Source organism: Streptomyces sp. NPDC091416, from assembly GCF_044756845.1.
Taxonomy (GTDB): domain Bacteria; phylum Actinomycetota; class Actinomycetes; order Streptomycetales; family Streptomycetaceae; genus Streptomyces.
Genome location: NZ_JBIVTU010000013.1, coordinates 168,813 through 186,498, shown reverse-complemented (window position 1 = coordinate 186,498; position 17,686 = coordinate 168,813). Strand labels below are relative to the sequence as shown.

Genomic DNA, 17,686 nt, shown 5'->3' with positions numbered 1-17,686 from the left:
CGTGGTTGGCGCCGGGCGACCCCCCCGCGGGGGGGTCGCCTCTGTGGGGGGGGGGGGGGGGGGCGGGGGGCGGGTGGGGGGGGGGGGGGGGCCCCCCCCCCCCCCCCCCCACCGCCGGTCCGCCGGACGCCGTGACCGGTGAAGAGCGTCGCGAAGGGAGTGTTTATCGTCAGGCAGACGACTATGATCACGGCATGCCGCCCTACGACCCGTCGACCTTCCCGCCCTTCGCTGTCACCGTCGACCTGGTCGTGCTCACGGTGCGTCGTCACGCGCTCTGTGCCTTGGTGGTACGCCGAGGTGAGACGCCGTTCCAGGGCAGATGGGCGCTGCCCGGCGGGTTCGTCAGGGCGGACGAGGATCTCGGTGCCGCGGCGGCACGCGAGCTCGTCGAGGAGACCGGGCTGTGTGCGCACGACCCGGCGACCCCGGCGGTCGGCAATGGGGCTCATCTCGAACAGCTCGCCACATACGGCGATCCTGCGCGCGATCCGCGTATGAGGGTCGTCAGCGTCGCGCACCTGGCGCTGGCCCCTGATCTGCCCGCACCGCGGGCAGGCGGTGATGCGAACAGCGCCCGCTGGGCGCCGGTCGAGGACCTGCTCGGGCCCGAGGGGGGCTACGGGCGGGACGGGGAGAGTCAGGCACCGCTGGCCTTCGATCATGCCCGCATCCTGGCCGACGGCGTGGAGCGGGCCCGCTCCAAGATCGAGTACTCCTCCCTGGCCACCGCGTTCTGCCCGCCCACCTTTACCGTCGGTGAGCTGCGCCGGGTGTACGAAGCGGTGTGGGGCGTGGTGCTCGATCCGAGGAACTTCCATCGCAAGGTGACGGGCACGCCCGGCTTCCTGGTGCCGGCCGGCGGTACGACCACCAGGCAGGGCGGCCGTCCCGCCCAGCTGTTCCGGTCGGGTTCGGCCACGGTGCTGAACCCGCCGATGTTGCGGCCCGAGGTCTGACCCGAAAGGTTCGGTTCGGCCCTGGTGCGGCCCCGCGCAGGACCCTGTGGTTTTCCGCGTGCCCCGTAGTTCTCCGTAGGCGGGGGCCGGTGGGAACGCCGTGGGCCGAGCCTTGAGTGAAAAGTCCGATATGTCGGGTTATCGTGCTGCGATACCTCTGCCGTCGAGCGGCCTCACCTCCTGCGAGAGAAGCGATGCTCCAGGCCATCGGACTCACCAGCGCCCGCCACCGCGGACTTCCGCCCGCCGTGGATGACCTCACGTTCGAAGCGGGATCCGGCAGCGTGACCGCGCTGCTTGGTCCACCCGGATCAGGCAAGACCTCGGCCCTGCGCCTGATGCTCGAGCTCGAGCCGGGGCGCGGCGTCACGTACTTCCGGGGCAGACCGCTGCATCGCGTGGCTCATCCGGCCCGTGAGGTGGGTGTGCTGATCGGGGACGTGCCGGGGCACCCTGCCCGCACGGTCCGCGGGCAACTCCGCATGCTCTGCGCCGCTGCGGGGGTCCCCGCGTCCCGGGCCGACGACGTGCTGGACGCCGTCGGTCTCGTCGGGCTGGGGGACCAGCGCATCGGCACGCTCTCCCGGGGCATGGACCGCAGGCTGGCTCTCGCCTCGGCGCTGCTCGCCGACCCGCACACGCTGATCCTCGACGAACCTGCGGAGGGCCTGGGTGCGAGGGAAGCGGAATGGGTGCACGGGATGCTCAGGTCCCATGCGGACAGAGGCGGAACGGTCCTGTTCACCACGCAGGACCCCAAGGAGGCCGCGCGGTCGGCCGGTCATGTGGTGACCATCGACGCGGGACGTCTCGTCGCCGACCAGGAAGCCGCGGAGTTCTCCCGTACCCGGCTGCGCCCTCGCGTCGCGGTCCGTTCCCCGCACGCTGCCCGCCTTGCCGCGATCGTCAGCCGAGAGGCCCGTGCCGCCCGGCGTTCCGTCGAAGTCGTTACGGAGGCGAGCAGCAGCCGGCTCTCCGTCTACGGCAGCAGCTGTGCGGAGATCGGAGACACGGCATTCCGCCACGGACTTCCCGTCCATCAGCTCGCCGACGAGGTGGGCGACACCGGCCCGGCATCCGGCCCTCCCGACAACGGCCGCCTCGGCGGCGGTCCCGGCGGCAACGCCCTCCGAGTCGACGGCGCCCGCGGCGAGGGCCTTCGCGGCGACGGCAGCGGCGCTGCCGTGGATGCCGGACCCGCCCCCGAGGCCGTCGCGCTCGCCACCGCTGCCGGGCGCTCCGCGGACGGCCCCGAGCCGGCCGCGGCGCCGGGCAGGGCGCAGTTGCCGCCGCGGATCAGGCGGCGCCCGGCCCGCGGACCGTTGCGCCCGTTGCGATACGAGCTGCGCCGCCTCTTCGGCGTCAGGACGACGACCCTGATCGTCGCCGTCACCCTTGTCGCCTCGGCTGTGGTGTCCGTGGTGCTTGCCCGTAACGGTCGCGCCCCGCTGCCGCACGTACTGGTCGCCTGGCCTTCTCTGCTGCCGCTGCCGCCTGCCGCGCTCGGGGCAGGTCTGCTCGGCGCCCTCTCCTTCGGTGATGAGTTCCGCTACCCCGCGCTCGCCGCGGGCCGCGGCGGCGTCCCGCGCAGACTCGGGCTGCTGCTCGCCAAACTGGCCGTCTCGGCGGGTGTCGCGCTGTCGCTGGCGTTGCTCGTCGTCCTGGTCTCGGGCGAATCTCTCCGCCTCGTGTACGGCGAGGACTTGGTCCAGGTGCCTTCGAATGCGATTCCGCTGGCCTTGAGTTGGTCGGGGCTGATGGTCGGCTGCGCCTGGGCGGGGCTGCTGGCCGCCGGAATCTTCCGTGTGACGGCGGCGGGTGTGGCCGCCGTACTCGCCGTTCCCGTGCTGATGGTTCCGCTCATCGAGGCAGTGCCGAAGGCGCCGACCGCCCGTTCGACGAGCGGACTTCTGGGCCGTCTCAGGGAACTGGCCTGGCTGCAGTGGCCGCATGAGGCGGACCGGTGGGTGCTGGGCCTGGTGAAGGTCGTGGCACACCCGGTGGGGACCGCGCTGACCCTGTCGTTGTCGGTCCTTGTCTGCGCGTATCTGTTCACGAGCCTTCGCGGCAGAGTGCGTTGGTGATCGGCGAAGGGAATCTGAAGCTGCCAAGATCCACAACTCCATTGAAAGTGCCCGTTTTATACCACTAAGGCGTCAATTGGGAGGTGAGTGCCGATCACCCTTTCGTGTGCTTTTCACCAAAGACCTCAAGGGGCGGCTGAGCGGCGCCGACAAAGGATGCGTGAGTACCCTTTCGCACACCATGATGACCGCCGCCCGCGCCGCCGACACCGGCCTTGCCGGCCCGGGCGAACTTGACCGATACACCCATGCGGATGCGCCGGCCGGCGAGCGTGCCGCCGCCCGGTCCTGGGGGGACCCCGATTCCGAACTCGGCCGTGTGGGCCGGCGAGGATCGGCCAGCCGGGGCCGAGGCCTGCACGGCCAACTTGTTCAGCAGCTGGGTCAGATGATCGTTTCCGGCGACCTCGGCGCGGACCGGCCGCTGGTGCCGGAGGAGATCGGCCAGCGATTCGAGGTCTCCCGCACCGTTGTCCGGGAGTCTCTGCGCGTGCTGGAGGCGAAGGGCCTGGTCAGCGCCCGGCCCAACGTGGGCACCCGGGTGCGGCCGGTCAGTGACTGGAATCTGCTCGACCCCGACATCATCGAATGGCGCGCGTTCGGTCCGCAGCGTGACGATCAGCGTCGCGAACTGGGTGAGCTCCGGTGGACGATCGAGCCCCTTGCCGCCCGACTGGCCGCCGGTCACAAGCGTGACGACCTTCAGCAGAGGCTCGGGGACATGGTCGAGATCATGGGGCACTCGCTCGGGCAGGGAGACGTGATCACGTGCGCCCGTGCCGATGCGGAGTTCCACTCCTTGCTCATCCAGGCCGCGGGAAACCGCATGCTGGAGCACCTCTCCGGCATCGTGTCGGCCGCGCTCCAGGTCTCGGGAGGGCCGGTCACGGGCTGCGACCGGCCCAACGAGGCATCGCTCGGCCACCACGCCCGCATCGTCGACGCCCTGGCGACCGGGGACGCCGCAGGCGCCGAAGCGGCCATGCGTCAGCTGCTCGTGGTCCAGGTGGAACGAGTGGTGCCGGCGCCGCGCGAACGCGAGCACTGACGGCGGCACAGTCAGGGTGTACGGGCCATGTGTCGTCGGACCCTCGCGGTCCGGCGGCACAATTGTGGAGAGATGTCGCCCCTGGTCTCGTTCGTCGCAAATGAGGTGTGACTCGGGCCACGCGGATTGGGCGTAACACTCCTCGAAACAGCGCGATGACTTAAGAGGTGACCGCCGCGGAAGGAATACAGCAGCCGTTCAGTGCGCTGTGCAGTTCTGAGGCCTAGCCCGCGCCGTCGGTACATTCCCAGCCCGACGGTCGTCGGTACCAGCCCTCTCAGGGCAGGGCCGGAAGCCGTTTCCATCGTTCCGAGAGGTTGTTCGTGTCGGCCAGCACATCCCGTACGCTCCCGCCGGAGATCGCCGAGTCCGAATCTGTCATGGCGCTCATCGAGCGGGGAAAGGCTGATGGGCAGATCGCCGGCGATGACGTGCGTCGGGCCTTCGAGGCTGACCAGATTCCGCCAACCCAGTGGAAGAACGTTCTGCGCAGCCTCAACCAGATCCTCGAGGAAGAGGGTGTGACGCTGATGGTCAGTGCCGCGGAGCCGTCGAAGCGCGCCCGCAAGAGCAGCGTCGCAGCGAAGAGCCCGGTCAAGCGCACCGCCACCAAGACCGTCGCGGCAAAGACGACCGTGACGCGGACCGTCGCGGCCACCGCCGCCGCGTCGGCCGAGACCGTGGACGCGGTGGCCGATGACGCCGCTGCGGCCGCACCCGCGAAGAAGGCGGCAGCCAAGAAGACGGCTGCCAAGAAGACCGCCGTGAAGAAGACGGCGGCGAAGAAGACCGCGTCCAAGAAGGCCGGCAAGCAGGACGACGAAATCCTCGACGGCGATGACGCAGCCGAGGAAGTCAAGGCCGGCAAGGGCGAGGAAGAGGAGGGCGAGGGCGAGAACAAGGGCTTCGTCCTCTCCGACGACGACGAGGACGACGCACCTGCGCAGCAGGTCGCCGTCGCCGGCGCCACGGCCGACCCGGTCAAGGACTACCTGAAGCAGATCGGCAAGGTCCCGCTCCTCAACGCCGAGCAGGAGGTCGAGCTCGCCAAGCGTATCGAGGCGGGTCTGTTCGCCGAGGACAAGCTGGCGAACTCCGACAAGCTCGCTCCCAAGCTCAAGCGCGAGCTGGAGATCATCGCCGAGGACGGCCGCCGCGCCAAGAACCACCTGCTGGAGGCCAACCTCCGTCTCGTGGTCTCGCTGGCAAAGCGTTACACCGGCCGAGGCATGCTCTTCCTGGACCTGATCCAGGAAGGCAACCTGGGTCTGATCCGTGCCGTCGAGAAGTTCGACTACACCAAGGGCTACAAGTTCTCCACGTACGCCACCTGGTGGATCCGTCAGGCGATCACCCGCGCCATGGCCGACCAGGCCCGCACCATCCGTATCCCGGTGCACATGGTCGAGGTCATCAACAAGCTCGCGCGCGTGCAGCGCCAGATGCTCCAGGACCTGGGCCGTGAGCCCACCCCGGAGGAGCTGGCCAAGGAGCTCGACATGACCCCCGAGAAGGTCATCGAGGTCCAGAAGTACGGCCGCGAGCCGATCTCCCTCCACACCCCGCTGGGTGAGGACGGGGACAGCGAGTTCGGTGACCTGATCGAGGACTCCGAGGCGGTCGTTCCGGCCGACGCGGTCAGCTTCACGCTCCTCCAGGAGCAGCTGCACTCGGTGCTGGACACGCTGTCCGAGCGTGAGGCGGGCGTGGTCTCCATGCGCTTCGGCCTCACCGACGGGCAGCCGAAGACGCTGGACGAGATCGGCAAGGTCTACGGCGTGACGCGTGAGCGCATCCGTCAGATCGAGTCCAAGACGATGTCCAAGCTGCGTCACCCGTCCCGTTCTCAGGTCCTGCGCGACTATCTCGACTAGGTCGCTCAGTCAGGCAGTGGCCGAGGGCCCGGATCCCCCAGGGGGATCCGGGCCCTCGGTTCTGTGCGGGTGCGGGTTGCGGCCGGCGGAATGACTCTGGGTAGGCATAGTCCATCACAGAGTCAGGAGCACGCATGTCTCGTACCGTCGTCCGCACCATGACAGGGGCACTCGCCCTCGCTGCCGCAACGGCCGTGATACCGCTCGTCTCACCTGCCCAGGCGGTCGCCGACAGCATCGTCATCGGCGGCCAGCCCGCTCACGTCAAGGACAGTCCGTGGGTGGTGGCGCTCTCCAGCCGTGACCGGTTCGGTGGTACGCGAGCCGGTCAGTTCTGCGGGGCCGTCGTGGTTGGGCCGAAGAAGGCGCTGACGGCCGCGCACTGCCTGAGCCGGGAGGCGCTGGGTGTCGATGTCGGCGAGGTGCGCGATCTGCGGATCATCTCGGGCCGGGACGAACTGAACGGCACCGGCGGCAAGGAGATAGCGGTGAGCGGAACCTGGGTCAATCCCGGTTTCGACGCGGCCACCAACAGCGGGGACGTCGCCGTGCTCACTCTCGCCGAGGCGTTGCCCGAACAGAGCGTGATCCCCATGGCCGCAGCCGGTGACTCCGCGTACGACGCGGATACTCCCGCGGTGGTCTACGGCTGGGGCGATACGACCGGCAACGGCGACTACGCGTCGTCGCTCAGGTCGGCGAAGGTGAGCGTGCTCCCGGACAGCTCGTGCGAACAGGCCTACTCCGGAGGCCGTAACGGCACCTATGACGCCTCCGCGATGCTCTGCGCGGGAGAACCCCAGGGCGGCTACGACGCCTGCCAGGGGGACAGCGGAGGGCCTCTGGTGGCCCAGGGGAAGCTGGTCGGCCTGGTGTCCTGGGGGAACGGCTGTGGACTTCCGGGCAGCCCGGGTGTCTACACGCGGGTCTCCGCCGCCATCGAGTGGATGGAGGGCGCCGCCTGACCGGTGCGGTCCGGGCGGGTGCGAGAACGGGCGGCTCCCCGGTCGGGGAGCCGCCCGTCGGCCGGTGCGGAACCGGCCCCTGGCTCGTCGTGGATGCGAGGTGTCAGTGTTGTTCCTCTTCGGCGGCTTGGGCCTGCACGGCCGTCAGTCGGTCCGTCTCATCCTGTATTTCCGCGGCGATCTTCTTGAGTTCCGGCTCGAACTTGCGACCGTGGTGGGCGCAGAAGAGCAGTTCACCGCCGCTGATCAGGACGACGCGCAGGTATGCCTGGGCGCCGCAACGGTCACAGCGGTCTGCTGCGGTCAGCGGGCTCGCGGGGGTCAGAACAGTAGTCACGTCGCCTCTTCTCTAGCTCGACGAGCTGTCGTACCAGGGTCAACATCCAACCAGGCCGAAAACGTTCCCGCTCGTGGCATTTCTTCGAAACTTCTTCTCAGGATGGCTGTCTGTTGCCGGTTCGCGGCGAATGTGCCGTATTGCGTGGCGCTACGGTTTCGCGTTGCTTGTCTTCGGTCGGTCCCACCGGCCGGCTTGCCGGTTTGTTCATGAGGACGTGCCCGGAGCCTAAATGGTTCATGCCTGGAAGGGAACGTGATGTGCACGTCACCTGAAGGAGGGATCGAACGTGTATGCGAGGCTGGACTAGTGTGAGCGTTCTCCGAGGGTGGCGTGACAACCGCTCTACCAGGCCTCGGTACCCTCTCAGCGGCGACCGAAGCCGAGCCCGTTACCCACTGGGCCCCAAATGAAATTCAGCGAGGAGCGAACCGCGTGACCGCCGATACGTCCGTGCCGTCCACTGCGCTGCTGACCGGAGCAGACCGAGACGGTTCCAACTACACCGCGCGGCACCTGCTCGTACTCGAGGGGCTGGAAGCGGTTCGCAAGCGCCCCGGCATGTACATCGGGTCCACCGACAGCCGCGGCCTCATGCACTGCCTCTGGGAGATCATCGACAACTCCGTCGACGAGGCCCTGGGCGGTTACGGTGACCACATCGAGGTGATCCTGCACGAGGACGCCTCCGTCGAGGTCCGTGACAACGGGCGCGGCATCCCGGTCGACGTCGAGCCCAAGACGGGGCTCTCCGGCGTCGAGGTCGTGATGACGAAGCTGCACGCGGGCGGAAAGTTCGGAGGCGGCTCCTACGCCGCGTCGGGCGGTCTGCACGGTGTGGGTGCCTCCGTCGTCAACGCGCTCTCCGCGCGGCTGGACGTCGAGGTCGACCGCAACGGCTCGACCCACTCGATCAGCTTCCGCCGCGGCGTTCCCGGCATCTTCACGGAGCAGGGGGCGGAGAGCCCGTTCGATCCCGCCAACGGGCTCCGCAAGACCAAGCGGATCCCGAAGGCCCGTACCGGCACGCGCACGAGGTACTGGGCCGACCGGCAGATCTTCCTGAAGGAAGCCAAGCTCAACCTGGACACGCTGTACCAGCGCGCACGTCAGACGGCGTTCCTGGTGCCCGGCCTCACTCTCGTCGTCCGCGACGAGCGAGGGATCGACGGCGCGCCCGCCAGCGTGGAGACCTTCCACTACGACGGCGGCATCAGCGAGTTCTGCGAGTACCTGGCGCAGGACAAGGCGGTGTGCGACGTTCAGCGGCTGACGGGGCAGGGAAGCTTCAAGGAGACCGTGCCGGTCCTGGACGAGCGGGGTCACATGATCCCGACGGAGGTCACCCGCGAGCTCGGCGTGGACATCGCGCTGCGCTGGGGCACCGGCTACGACACCGTCGTCAAGTCCTTCGTCAACATCATCGCCACCCCCAAGGGCGGCACCCATGTGTCCGGTTTCGAACGCTCGGTGACCAAGACGGTCAACGAGGTGCTCCGGTCCGCGAAGATGCTGCGTGTCGCCGAGGACGACATCGTCAAGGACGACGCGCTGGAGGGCCTCACCGCCGTCGTGACCGTACGGCTGGCGGAACCGCAGTTCGAGGGACAGACCAAGGAGGTGCTGGGCACCTCCGCGGCCAACCGCATCGTCGCCAACGTCGTGGCCAAGGAGCTCAAGACGTTCCTGACGTCCACCAAGCGGGACGCGAAGGCCCAGGCCAGGGCCGTCCTGGAGAAGGCGGTGGCAGCCGCCCGCACCCGGATCGCTGCCCGCCAGCACAAGGATGCGCAGCGTCGCAAGACGGCCCTGGAGTCCTCCTCGCTGCCGGCCAAGCTCGCCGACTGCCGCAGTGACGACGTGGAGCGCAGCGAGCTGTTCATCGTGGAGGGCGACTCCGCGCTCGGCACCGCCAAGCTGGCGCGGAACAGCGAGTTCCAGGCGCTGCTGCCGATCCGCGGGAAGATCCTCAACGTCCAGAAGGCATCCGTCTCCGACATGCTGAAGAACGCCGAGTGCGGGGCGATCATCCAGGTCATAGGAGCGGGGTCCGGACGGACCTTCGACATCGACGCCGCCCGCTACGGCAAGATCGTGCTGCTGGTCGACGCCGATGTGGACGGTGCCCATATCCGCATCCTGCTGCTGACGCTCTTCCAGCGGTACATGCGGCCCATGGTCGAGGCGGGACGGGTCTTCGCGGCGGTGCCTCCGCTGCACCGGATCGAGCTGGTCCAGCCGAAGAAGGGGCAGGACAAGTACATCTACACGTACTCGGACAACGAGCTGCGCCAGCGGCTGCTGGAGCTCCAGCGGAAGAACGTCCGGTACAAGGACTCGATCCAGCGCTACAAGGGTCTGGGCGAGATGGACGCCGACCAGTTGGCGGAGACGACGATGGACCCGCGCCACCGCACGCTGCGGCGGATCAACATCGGTGACCTGGAATCGTCGGAGAAGGTCTTCGACCTGCTGATGGGCAACGAGGTGGCGCCCCGCAAGGAGTTCATCACGAGCTCGGCGGCCACGCTGGACCGTTCGCGCATCGACGTCTGAGGCAGCCTTTCCCCGGCATGCCGCCGGATCGAGCCGTTGTCTCCACCCACGGGTGGAGACAACGACTCCACCCGTGATCCACCCCTCGGCCGATCTGCCGAGCGGGCTGTTTCCGTAGCGTCGGAGTGTCAGCACTTCCCGCAACTCGGAGGCGCCCATGCCCGGGCTCGTCAACGTTCTGGTGATCATCGCGGTCATCGCTCTCGTCGTGGTGCGCCAGTGCTCGGCGCAGCGGATCTCCGGCGACCGCCGCTGGTGGGTCCTGCCGGGGATACTGCTGGTCCTGGCCCTTCGCGAGCCCGGACTCGTGGATCCGCGCCATGAAGCGCTGTCCGTCCTCGTTCTCGGCGCCGAACTGACCGTGGGCCTGGTCACCGGTGCAGGCTGGGCATGGACCACCCGGCTCCGGCGCGCCGAGGACGGGACACTCTGGGCCATGGGCACCAAGGCGACCGTTTGCGTCTGGTGCGCAGGCCTGACGCTGCGAGCGGGCTTGTACGGGCTTGCCGCGGCCATGGGCATACATCAGGGCACGGCCGCCCTGATGATGGCTCTCGCGGTCACCTTGCTGGCGCGCAGTGGCATCCTGGCCCGCCGGGCCGCGGAGATACCGGAGCCCTGCCATGGATCTGCCGCGGGCGTGAGCTTCCGGCCGACGCGGAAGGACCCTGTGTGACAGCCGCCGCCTGGACGAGCTGGCCATCGAAGGAAGCGCTCGCGCGGGAAACCCGTACCCGGTCGCGGACCGTCATCAGCCGGTTGGTGCGGACGGCCGGGCTGATCACCCTGATGCTCTGGGGGACTTTCACGGATGGACCGTTCGGCCCGTGGGAGATCGTGGCCGGCGTCGTCGGAGTGGCAGGATGCGCCGCAGTCGCCGTGGCCTTCTTCCGGGCCAGTCTGGAGAACCGCCTGTGGCCCTCGCTCGGCCTGCTGTTCCTGCTGATGCTTGCGGCGTTCGGGGCGCAGCAGGTGGGGGCCGAGGTACCCGCGACGGTGCTCTGGTGCGGCTGCGCCGTCACCGCAATGGAGCGACTTCCACTGTGTGCAGGCGTCCCGTCCACGGCGGTGGCGCTCATCGCTTACGCCCTGGTGAACACCGATGACTGGCTGACCACGGCCGTGACCACGGCCGGGCTCTGCCTGGCGGGGTACGTCCTGCGCCTGGATGCCGAGGCCCGTGGAAGCGAGCAGCGCCTTCTGGCACAGGAACGGGCAGCACGGGTGGCTGAGGCCGAGACGGCGGCGCTGGACGAGCGGTCCAGGATCGCCCGGGAGATCCATGACGTGCTCGCACACAGCCTCTCCGCCCAGTTGGTGCACCTGGAGGCGGCGCGGCTGCTCATCGAGAGGGAGCCGGCCGGGGAGTTCCGGGACGAGGTCCTGCAGCGGGTGGTCGGTGCCCGCTCCATGGCCCGTGAAGGGCTTGCGGAGACTCGTCAGGCCCTCTCCGCCCTGCGCGGGGAGGTGGCGCCCGTGGAGGACTTCCTGCGGCAGCTGGTGGCGGCCGAGCCGGTCGAGGTCAGGGTGGAGGGTGAGCGGCGGACGCTCGCCGCCGAGGCCTCGCAGACGGTCCGGCGCGTGGCGCAGGAGGCACTCACCAATGTGCGCAAGCACGCGCCGGGGGCCAGCGTGCTGATCAGGCTGGAGTATCAGCCGGACGCCGTTGCGCTGGAAGTCAGTGATTCGGGCCGGGAGGGCGCCGGGGGAGAGCTCGCTGTCAGTGGCTCCGGCTACGGTCTGCTGGGGATGAGGGAGCGGGCCGAGCTGCTCGGCGGCAGTCTGGAGGCCGGTCCCGGTGAGGAGGGGTTCGTGGTGAGTCTGCGAGTGCCCGCGTGACCGCGCGGGTGGTGGTCGCCGACGATCAGTCGGTGGTGCGTGAGGGGATCGTCATGCTGCTGGGGCTGCTGCCCGGGATCGAGGTGGTCGGATCGGCGAAGGACGGGGAGGAGGCCGTCGCCCTTGTGGCCGAGCACGCCCCGGACGTTGTCCTGATGGACCTGCGGATGCCCCGCTGCGACGGAGTGGAGGCGACGCGCCGCATCCGCTCGAATTTTCCCGGCACGCAGGTCGTGGTGCTGACGACCTTCGACGACGACGACTCACTCTTCCCGGCGCTCCGGGCGGGGGCCCGGGGATACCTGACGAAGGACGCGGGGGGAGACGAGATCGTGCGGGCCGTCCAGGCCGTGCTCTCCGGAGAGGCGGGGCTCTCGCCCGCCATTCAGCGCCGCCTGCTGGAACAGGTCACCGAGGGGCCACTGCAACGGTCGGGGAGTGCTGCGCCGGAGCTGCCCGACGGGATGACTCCCCGTGAGGCCGAAGTGCTCGTCCTGATCGCCGACGGGATGTCCAACGCGGAGATCGCCCGAAGCCTCCACATCTCGCAGGCCACCGTGAAGAGCCACATCAACAACCTGTTCGCCAAGGCCGGGCTCCGCGACCGGGCCCAGGCGGTCCGCTATGCGTACGTTCGAGGGATCGCACAGCAGCCCGGGACAACCTTCACCTGAAGAGGTGAAGTCCGGGTAATGAAGTGCCCGGGATCTTCCCGATCTGCCCATTCTTGGATACGCGGCCGAAGTGGTCCGTGGACAAGGGGAGTTGTTCGGTGGAGAAGGAAGCAGGGCGCGAGGCCGCAGGGATGCGGCTCGATGACCCGTGGTACGACGCACTGGCCTCCGGGTGGGGGGATCTGGACGGCACGGGAAGCTTCGCACCCGTTGCGGTCCCCGCCCCCACCACACCCGGGCGCGGTCCCAGCGCGGCGGAGATCTACCTGGAGGTGCAGCGCAGCGAGGCCTTCCAGGAAGTGCGCCGCCGGTACCGGCGATTCGTCGTCCCCGCCACCCTCGCCTTCCTCGCCTGGTACCTCGCCTACGTCGTCACGGCGGTCAGCGCACCCGGCCTGATGGCCCGTCCGGTGGCTGGTGCGGTCAACGTCGCCATGATCGCGGGACTCGGGCAGTTCCTCACCACGTTCCTCCTCACCGGTGCTTACGCACGGCATGCGCGGCTGCGCAGAGACCGGGCCGCGCTCGATCTTCGCTGGGACACCCAGGAGATGACGCGGGGGATCGGACGTTGAGCGAGAACCATCAGACCCTGGCGCTCCTGCTGTTCAGCGCTTTCGTCGCCGTCACCCTCGGCATCACGACCTGGGTCGGCCGCAACCGGCAGGGGTCGGCCGAGGAGTTCTATGCGGGCGGCCGGCTGTTCTCCCCCATGGAGAACGGTTTCGCCATCGCAGGCGACTACATGTCCGCCGCGTCGTTCCTCGGCATTTCCGGGGTGATTGCCCTCTACGGCTACGACGGCATGCTCTACTCGGTCGGCTTCCTGGTCGCGTGGCTCGTCGTGCTGCTGCTCGTGGCGGAACTCGTCCGCAACTGCGGCCGGTTCACCCTGGCCGACGTGGTGGCGGCCCGCATGGCGGAGCGCCCGGTCCGGATCGCGGCGGGGACATCGTCCGTGACCGTCTCCGTGCTCTACCTGGTGGCGCAGATGGTGGGAGCGGGCAGCCTTGTCGCGCTGCTCCTCGGGGGGACGAGCGGCGCCGCACGGTCGTGGACGGTCATCGGTGTCGGGGCGCTCATGGTGGTCTACGTGTCGCTCGGCGGCATGCGCGCCACCACGTGGATCCAGATCGTCAAGGCCGTACTGCTGATGGCGGGCACGGTGGTGCTCACCGTGCTGGTCCTGGTCCACTTCCACGGAAACTTCAACGAGTTGCTCAACTCGGCTGCCGACCGCAGCGGGAACGGCAAGGCGTTCCTCTCGCCCGGACTGCGCTACGGCGGAAGCTGGACGGCGCGCGTCGACTTCATCAGCCTGGGGCTGGCCCTGCTGCTCGGCACGGCGGGCCTTCCGCACATCCTGTCCCGCTTCTACACCGTCCCCACGGCCCGTGCGGCCCGGCGGTCCGTCGTCTGGTCCATCGGCCTCATCGGCAGCTTCTACCTGATGACGATCGTCCTCGGGTTCGGAGCGGCGGCGCTGGTCGGATCCGCCGAGGTACGGGAGTCGAATCCCGCCGGGAACACGGCCGTTCCGCTGCTTGCCCTGGTCCTCGGCGGCGGCGAGGGCTCGGCAGGGGGAACGATCCTGTTCGCGGTGGTCGCCGCGGTCGCCTTCGCGACCATCCTCGCCGTCGTCGCCGGTATCACCCTCGCCTCGTCCGCCTCGGTCGCCCATGACCTCTATGCCTCGCTCAGGCGTCCGGGGGCCCGGCAGTACAGCGAGGTCGCCGTGGCCAGGGTCGCCGCAGCCGGGATCGGGGTGGCCGCCATCGGGCTGGGACTGCTCGCCCAGGACCTGAACGTGGCCTTCCTCGTGGGCCTGGCCTTCGCGGTCGCTGCGTCGGCGAACCTGCCGGTACTGCTCTTCTCGCTGTTCTGGCGGAAGTTCACCACGCGCGGGGCGGTCTGGTCGGTCTACGGCGGTCTGCTTCCCGCCGTTGTGCTCGTCCTGGTCTCCCCGGTCGTCTCGGGCAGCCCCACTTCTCTGTTCCCCGGAGTGGACTTCCAGCTCTTCCCGTTGGAGAACCCCGGCCTCGTCTCCATCCCGCTGGGCTTCCTCGCCGGCTGGATCGGCACGGTCACCTCGACCGAGCCGCCCGACGAGGCCAAGCACGCGGAGACCGAGGTGCGTGCGCTGACGGGAGCCGGCGCCGTGTGACCGGGCCGGACCCTGACCTGACCTGACCTGACCTGACCTGACCTGACCGGGCCTGGCCTGACCGGCCGGTCCGGGCGGCCCGGACCGGGGGCTCAGGGCCTCCGGCCTCACCAAGCCGACGCCCCGGCCGGTCGCCGGTCGCCGGACCCGACGCCCCGGCCGGTCGCCGGACCCGTCGCCCGGCCTTTTGCGGTACGCAGTTCAGGCGTCGAGGCGGCGCTTGGCGAGCCAGGTGACGATCTCGGGGTCGTGGTGGTCGAAGAACAGGGAGCTGCCGGTGTCGAGGGTGGCGATCCGGGTCATCTGCGCCTCGGTGAGCTCGAAGTCGAAGACGTCGATGTTCTCCGCCATGCGCTCGGCGCGTACGGACTTGGGGATGGCGACGACACCACGCTGGGTCAGCCAGCGCAGCACGACCTGTGCGACCGACTTGCCGTGTTCCTTGCCGATCTCGGTGAGGAGAGGATGGCTGAACAAGCCGTTCCTGCCTTCGGCGAAGCCTCCCCAGGACTGGATCTGCACACCATGCTCCCGCATGAGGTCCTGGTAGTCGGCGCGCTGGAAGAAGGGGTGGGTCTCGATCTGATTGACCTGCGGGGTGATCTCGTTGTTGACGATCAGGTCGATCAGGCGGTCGGGGTAGAAGTTGGCGACACCGATCGCCTTCGCGAGACCCTCGCGGTTGAGGTCCTCCATGGCGCGCCACTGGCCGTAGACGTCGCCGAAGGGCTGGTGCATCAGGTACAGGTCGAGGTGGTCCAGGCCCAGCTCGGCCAGGGACGTCTCGAAGGCGCGGCGGGTGTTGTCCTGGGCGGGCGCGTCCTGGACCCACAGTTTGGTGGTGACGAACAGGTCTTCGCGCGGGACACCGCTGGACGCGATGGCGCGGCCGACGGCTTCCTCGTTGCCGTAGGCGGCGGCGGTGTCCAGGAGCCGGTAGCCGGCGGCCAGCGCATCGGAGACGGCGCGTTCGGTGTCCTCGGCGGGGATCTGGTAGACGCCGAAGCCGAGCAGGGGCATTTCGACGCCGTTGTTCAGGGTCATGTGCTGCATGAGGGGAAGTCCTTCGCTGTGCAGGAGGAGTTCGGGTTCAGGGGCGGATGAGGGCCTTGAGTACCTGGCGGTCGGCCATGGCCCGGTAGGCGTCCGGCGTCCGGTCGAGGGTGAAGGTCTGATCGAAGACGAGCCCGGGGGCGATGGTGCCGTCCAGGACGTCGGGCAGCAGCTGCTCGACGTAGGCGCGGGCGGGGCTGGCGCCGCCGGTCAGGGTGATGTTGCGCATGAACTGGGCCGGTCCGATCGGTCCCTGCTCGTACTGGGGGACGCCGAGGCGGCTGATCGTGCCGCCGTCGCGGACCGCGCCGAGCGCGGTGTCGAGGGCGGGACGGGTGCCGACGGCCTCGATGACCTTGTCCACGCCGCCGGTCAGCTCTCGGATCCGTGCAATGCCCTCCTCTCCGCGGGCGGCGACGACATCGGTGGCGCCGAAGCGGCGGCCCAGGTCGGTGCGCGGTGTGTGGCGGCCGGCGAGCACGATCCGTTCGGCGCCGAGCCGTTCGGCGGCGATGACCGCGCACAGGCCGACCGCGCCGTCACCCACCACGAGCACCGTGTCGCCGCGGGCGACGCCGGCGGTGACGGCGCCGTGGTGGCCGGTCGTCATCACATCGGACAGCGCCAGCAGGGACGGAAGCAGCGCGGAGTCCGGGGCCACGGGCAGTCTCACAAGGGTGCCTTCCGCGTACGGGACACGGACGGCTTCGCCCTGCCCGCCGTCGACACCGTCGAACCCGTACCGGCCGCCGTTGCGACACGAGATGTGCAGGCCCTTGGCGCAGTAGTCGCAGGTGTTGTCGCTGTACGTGAACGGCGCGACGACGAGGTCTCCCGCCTTCAGGCCGGTCGTGTCCGTGCCGGTCTCCTCGACGACGCCGAGGAACTCGTGGCCCATGGGGCGGCCGGTGCCGGTGGCGGGCATGGACGCATAGGGCCACAGGTCGCTGCCGCAGACGCAGGAGGCGACCACGCGGACCACGGCGTCGGTGGGCTGGACGATCTTGGGGTCGGGCCGGTCCTCGACGCGGACGTCTCCGGCTCCGTACATGACTGCTGCACGCATGAGGGTTGCTCCAAACAGGGGGCGGCCCTGGGGACGCGACGAGAGTGTCAGCGCTCCAGCATCCGGGCCTGGGCCTCGGTGTGGGTGGCGCCGGCGGCGGGCGGCAGGCCGGTGAGCCGGTCGAGCTGGTCGGTGGTCAGGGTGACGGCGTCGGCGGCGGTGTTCTCCTCGACCCGCGCCACGCGCTTGGTGCCGGGGATCGGCGCGATGTCGTCGCCCTGGGCCAGCAGCCAGGCCAGTGCCACCTGGCCGGGCGTGGCACCGGCCTCGTCCGCCAGGGCCTTGACCTCGTCGGCGATCGCCAGATTGCGCCGGAAGTTCTCGCTGGTGAAGCGCGGGTTGCCGCGGCGGAAGTCGTTCTCGTCGAACTCGTCGGTGGACCGCACGGTGCCGGTCAGAACGCCCCGGCCGAGCGGGGAGAACGGCACCAGCCCGATGTTCAGCTCCCGCAGCACCGGCAGGACCCGCTCCTCGATACCGCGGGTGAACAGGGAGTACTCGGACTGGACCGCGGTGACGGGCTGCACGGCGTGGGCACGGCGGATCGTGTCCGGGCCGGCCTCCGAGAGGCCGAACGCGCGCACCTTGCCCTCAGCGATCAGCTCAGCGACCGCACCGGCGGTCTCCTCGATCGGCGTGTTCGGGTCGACCCGGTGCTGGTAGTACAGGTCGATGTGGTCGGTGCCCAGCCGCTTCAGGGAGCCCTCTACGGCGGTGCGGATGTTGGCGGGGCCGGAGTCCAGGTTCCAGGCGCCGTCGCCGCCGTGAGAGACCAGGCCGAACTTCGTGGCCAGTACCACCTGCTCCCGGCGGCCCTTCAGCGCGCGGCCGAGCAGCTCCTCGTTGGTGTAGGGGCCGTAGATCTCGGCGGTGTCGATGAGCGTGACGCCCAGGTCCAGCGCCCGGTGCACGGTCCTGATCGACTCGTCGTCGTCGGTGCCGGAGCCGGTGTAGCCGTGGGACATGCCCATGGCGCCCAGACCGATCCGGGAAACCTCCAGGTCACGCAGCTTGATGTACCGCATCTCGCCCTCTTCGTGTCGTGGCGTCGCCCAGCACCCTCATCG

Annotated in this window: 15 protein-coding genes; 11 read left to right on the top strand and 4 right to left on the bottom strand. The window is 69.4% G+C overall.

What is annotated here, in order from left to right:
- Positions 1-194 precede the first annotated feature (194 nt).
- From ACIQMX_RS32415 to ACIQMX_RS32395, 5 genes are all read left to right on the top strand, one after another.
- Positions 195-959: an NUDIX domain-containing protein gene (locus tag ACIQMX_RS32415; RefSeq protein WP_326657433.1), complete on the top strand. Its 765-nt coding sequence runs from the start codon at positions 195-197 to the stop codon at positions 957-959.
- 194 nt (positions 960-1,153) lie between these two features.
- Entirely contained in the window at positions 1,154-3,043 is a 1,890-nt protein-coding gene (locus ACIQMX_RS32410) for an ATP-binding cassette domain-containing protein (protein WP_402483482.1), read from the top strand.
- 181 nt (positions 3,044-3,224) lie between these two features.
- The gene (locus ACIQMX_RS32405) at positions 3,225-4,091 is read left to right on the top strand and encodes a FadR/GntR family transcriptional regulator (RefSeq protein ID WP_363075090.1); all 867 of its coding nucleotides are present in this window, start codon (positions 3,225-3,227) and stop codon (positions 4,089-4,091) included.
- Positions 4,092-4,414: 323 nt separating this feature from the next.
- Positions 4,415-5,965 carry an RNA polymerase sigma factor gene (locus ACIQMX_RS32400; RefSeq protein ID WP_328950813.1) on the top strand — a complete coding sequence of 517 codons (1,551 nt, stop codon included), beginning with the start codon at positions 4,415-4,417 and terminating at the stop codon, positions 5,963-5,965.
- 134 nt (positions 5,966-6,099) lie between these two features.
- On the top strand, positions 6,100-6,930 hold the full coding sequence (locus tag ACIQMX_RS32395) for a serine protease (protein ID WP_363075081.1): 831 nt from the start codon (positions 6,100-6,102) through the stop codon (positions 6,928-6,930).
- 103 nt (positions 6,931-7,033) lie between these two features.
- Here ACIQMX_RS32395 and ACIQMX_RS32390 read toward each other — a convergent pair whose 3' ends face one another.
- Positions 7,034-7,267, bottom strand: coding sequence for a hypothetical protein (locus tag ACIQMX_RS32390; RefSeq protein WP_024489001.1), 234 nt, complete (start codon positions 7,265-7,267; stop codon positions 7,034-7,036).
- A 435-nt stretch (positions 7,268-7,702) separates the two neighbouring features.
- Here ACIQMX_RS32390 and ACIQMX_RS32385 point away from each other — a divergent pair, with 435 nt between their 5' ends.
- From ACIQMX_RS32385 to ACIQMX_RS32360, 6 genes are all read left to right on the top strand, one after another.
- Positions 7,703-9,823, top strand: a complete 2,121-nt coding sequence (locus ACIQMX_RS32385) for a DNA topoisomerase IV subunit B (protein WP_363075079.1) — start codon at positions 7,703-7,705, stop codon at positions 9,821-9,823.
- 157 nt (positions 9,824-9,980) lie between these two features.
- Complete coding sequence (locus tag ACIQMX_RS32380; RefSeq protein WP_363075077.1) at positions 9,981-10,499, top strand: DUF1453 domain-containing protein; 519 nt, start codon at positions 9,981-9,983, stop codon at positions 10,497-10,499.
- Positions 10,496-11,662, top strand: a complete 1,167-nt coding sequence (locus ACIQMX_RS32375) for a sensor histidine kinase (RefSeq protein ID WP_402483477.1) — start codon at positions 10,496-10,498, stop codon at positions 11,660-11,662. The genes ACIQMX_RS32380 and ACIQMX_RS32375 overlap by 4 nt, the downstream gene beginning before the upstream one ends.
- Positions 11,659-12,336, top strand: coding sequence for a response regulator transcription factor (locus ACIQMX_RS32370; protein WP_363075073.1), 678 nt, complete (start codon positions 11,659-11,661; stop codon positions 12,334-12,336). Before ACIQMX_RS32375 ends, ACIQMX_RS32370 begins: the two co-directional genes overlap by 4 nt.
- 131 nt (positions 12,337-12,467) lie before the next feature.
- The gene (locus ACIQMX_RS32365) at positions 12,468-12,911 is read left to right on the top strand and encodes a DUF485 domain-containing protein (RefSeq protein WP_402483610.1); all 444 of its coding nucleotides are present in this window, start codon (positions 12,468-12,470) and stop codon (positions 12,909-12,911) included.
- Positions 12,908-14,500 carry a cation acetate symporter gene (locus ACIQMX_RS32360; RefSeq protein ID WP_402483474.1) on the top strand — a complete coding sequence of 531 codons (1,593 nt, stop codon included), beginning with the start codon at positions 12,908-12,910 and terminating at the stop codon, positions 14,498-14,500. The genes ACIQMX_RS32365 and ACIQMX_RS32360 overlap by 4 nt, the downstream gene beginning before the upstream one ends.
- 201 nt (positions 14,501-14,701) lie before the next feature.
- Here the strand turns inward: ACIQMX_RS32360 and ACIQMX_RS32355 are convergent, their stop codons facing one another.
- From ACIQMX_RS32355 to ACIQMX_RS32345, 3 genes are read right to left on the bottom strand one after another with little or no spacing between them, the layout of a single operon-like run.
- Positions 14,702-15,553, bottom strand: a complete 852-nt coding sequence (locus ACIQMX_RS32355; protein WP_402483472.1) for an aldo/keto reductase — start codon at positions 15,551-15,553, stop codon at positions 14,702-14,704.
- 37 nt (positions 15,554-15,590) lie between these two features.
- Positions 15,591-16,619: a zinc-binding dehydrogenase gene (locus ACIQMX_RS32350; protein WP_402483468.1), complete on the bottom strand. Its 1,029-nt coding sequence runs from the start codon at positions 16,617-16,619 to the stop codon at positions 15,591-15,593.
- 47 nt (positions 16,620-16,666) lie between these two features.
- On the bottom strand, positions 16,667-17,644 hold the full coding sequence (locus tag ACIQMX_RS32345; RefSeq protein ID WP_402483465.1) for an aldo/keto reductase: 978 nt from the start codon (positions 17,642-17,644) through the stop codon (positions 16,667-16,669).
- Positions 17,645-17,686 lie beyond the last annotated feature (42 nt).

Bases quoted from the DNA above. Each gene is read 5' to 3' on its own strand.
- ACIQMX_RS32415 (WP_326657433.1), top strand. From the start codon at position 195: ATGCCGCCCTACGACCCGTCGACCTTCCCGCCCTTCGCTGTCACCGTC.
- ACIQMX_RS32410 (WP_402483482.1), top strand. From the start codon at position 1,154: ATGCTCCAGGCCATCGGACTCACCAGCGCCCGCCACCGCGGACTTCCG.
- ACIQMX_RS32405 (WP_363075090.1), top strand. From the start codon at position 3,225: ATGATGACCGCCGCCCGCGCCGCCGACACCGGCCTTGCCGGCCCGGGC.
- ACIQMX_RS32395 (WP_363075081.1), top strand. From the start codon at position 6,100: ATGTCTCGTACCGTCGTCCGCACCATGACAGGGGCACTCGCCCTCGCT.
- ACIQMX_RS32380 (WP_363075077.1), top strand. From the start codon at position 9,981: ATGCCCGGGCTCGTCAACGTTCTGGTGATCATCGCGGTCATCGCTCTC.
- ACIQMX_RS32365 (WP_402483610.1), top strand. From the start codon at position 12,468: ATGCGGCTCGATGACCCGTGGTACGACGCACTGGCCTCCGGGTGGGGG.
- ACIQMX_RS32355 (WP_402483472.1), bottom strand. From the start codon at position 15,553: ATGCAGCACATGACCCTGAACAACGGCGTCGAAATGCCCCTGCTCGGC.
- ACIQMX_RS32350 (WP_402483468.1), bottom strand. From the start codon at position 16,619: ATGCGTGCAGCAGTCATGTACGGAGCCGGAGACGTCCGCGTCGAGGAC.
- ACIQMX_RS32345 (WP_402483465.1), bottom strand. From the start codon at position 17,644: ATGCGGTACATCAAGCTGCGTGACCTGGAGGTTTCCCGGATCGGTCTG.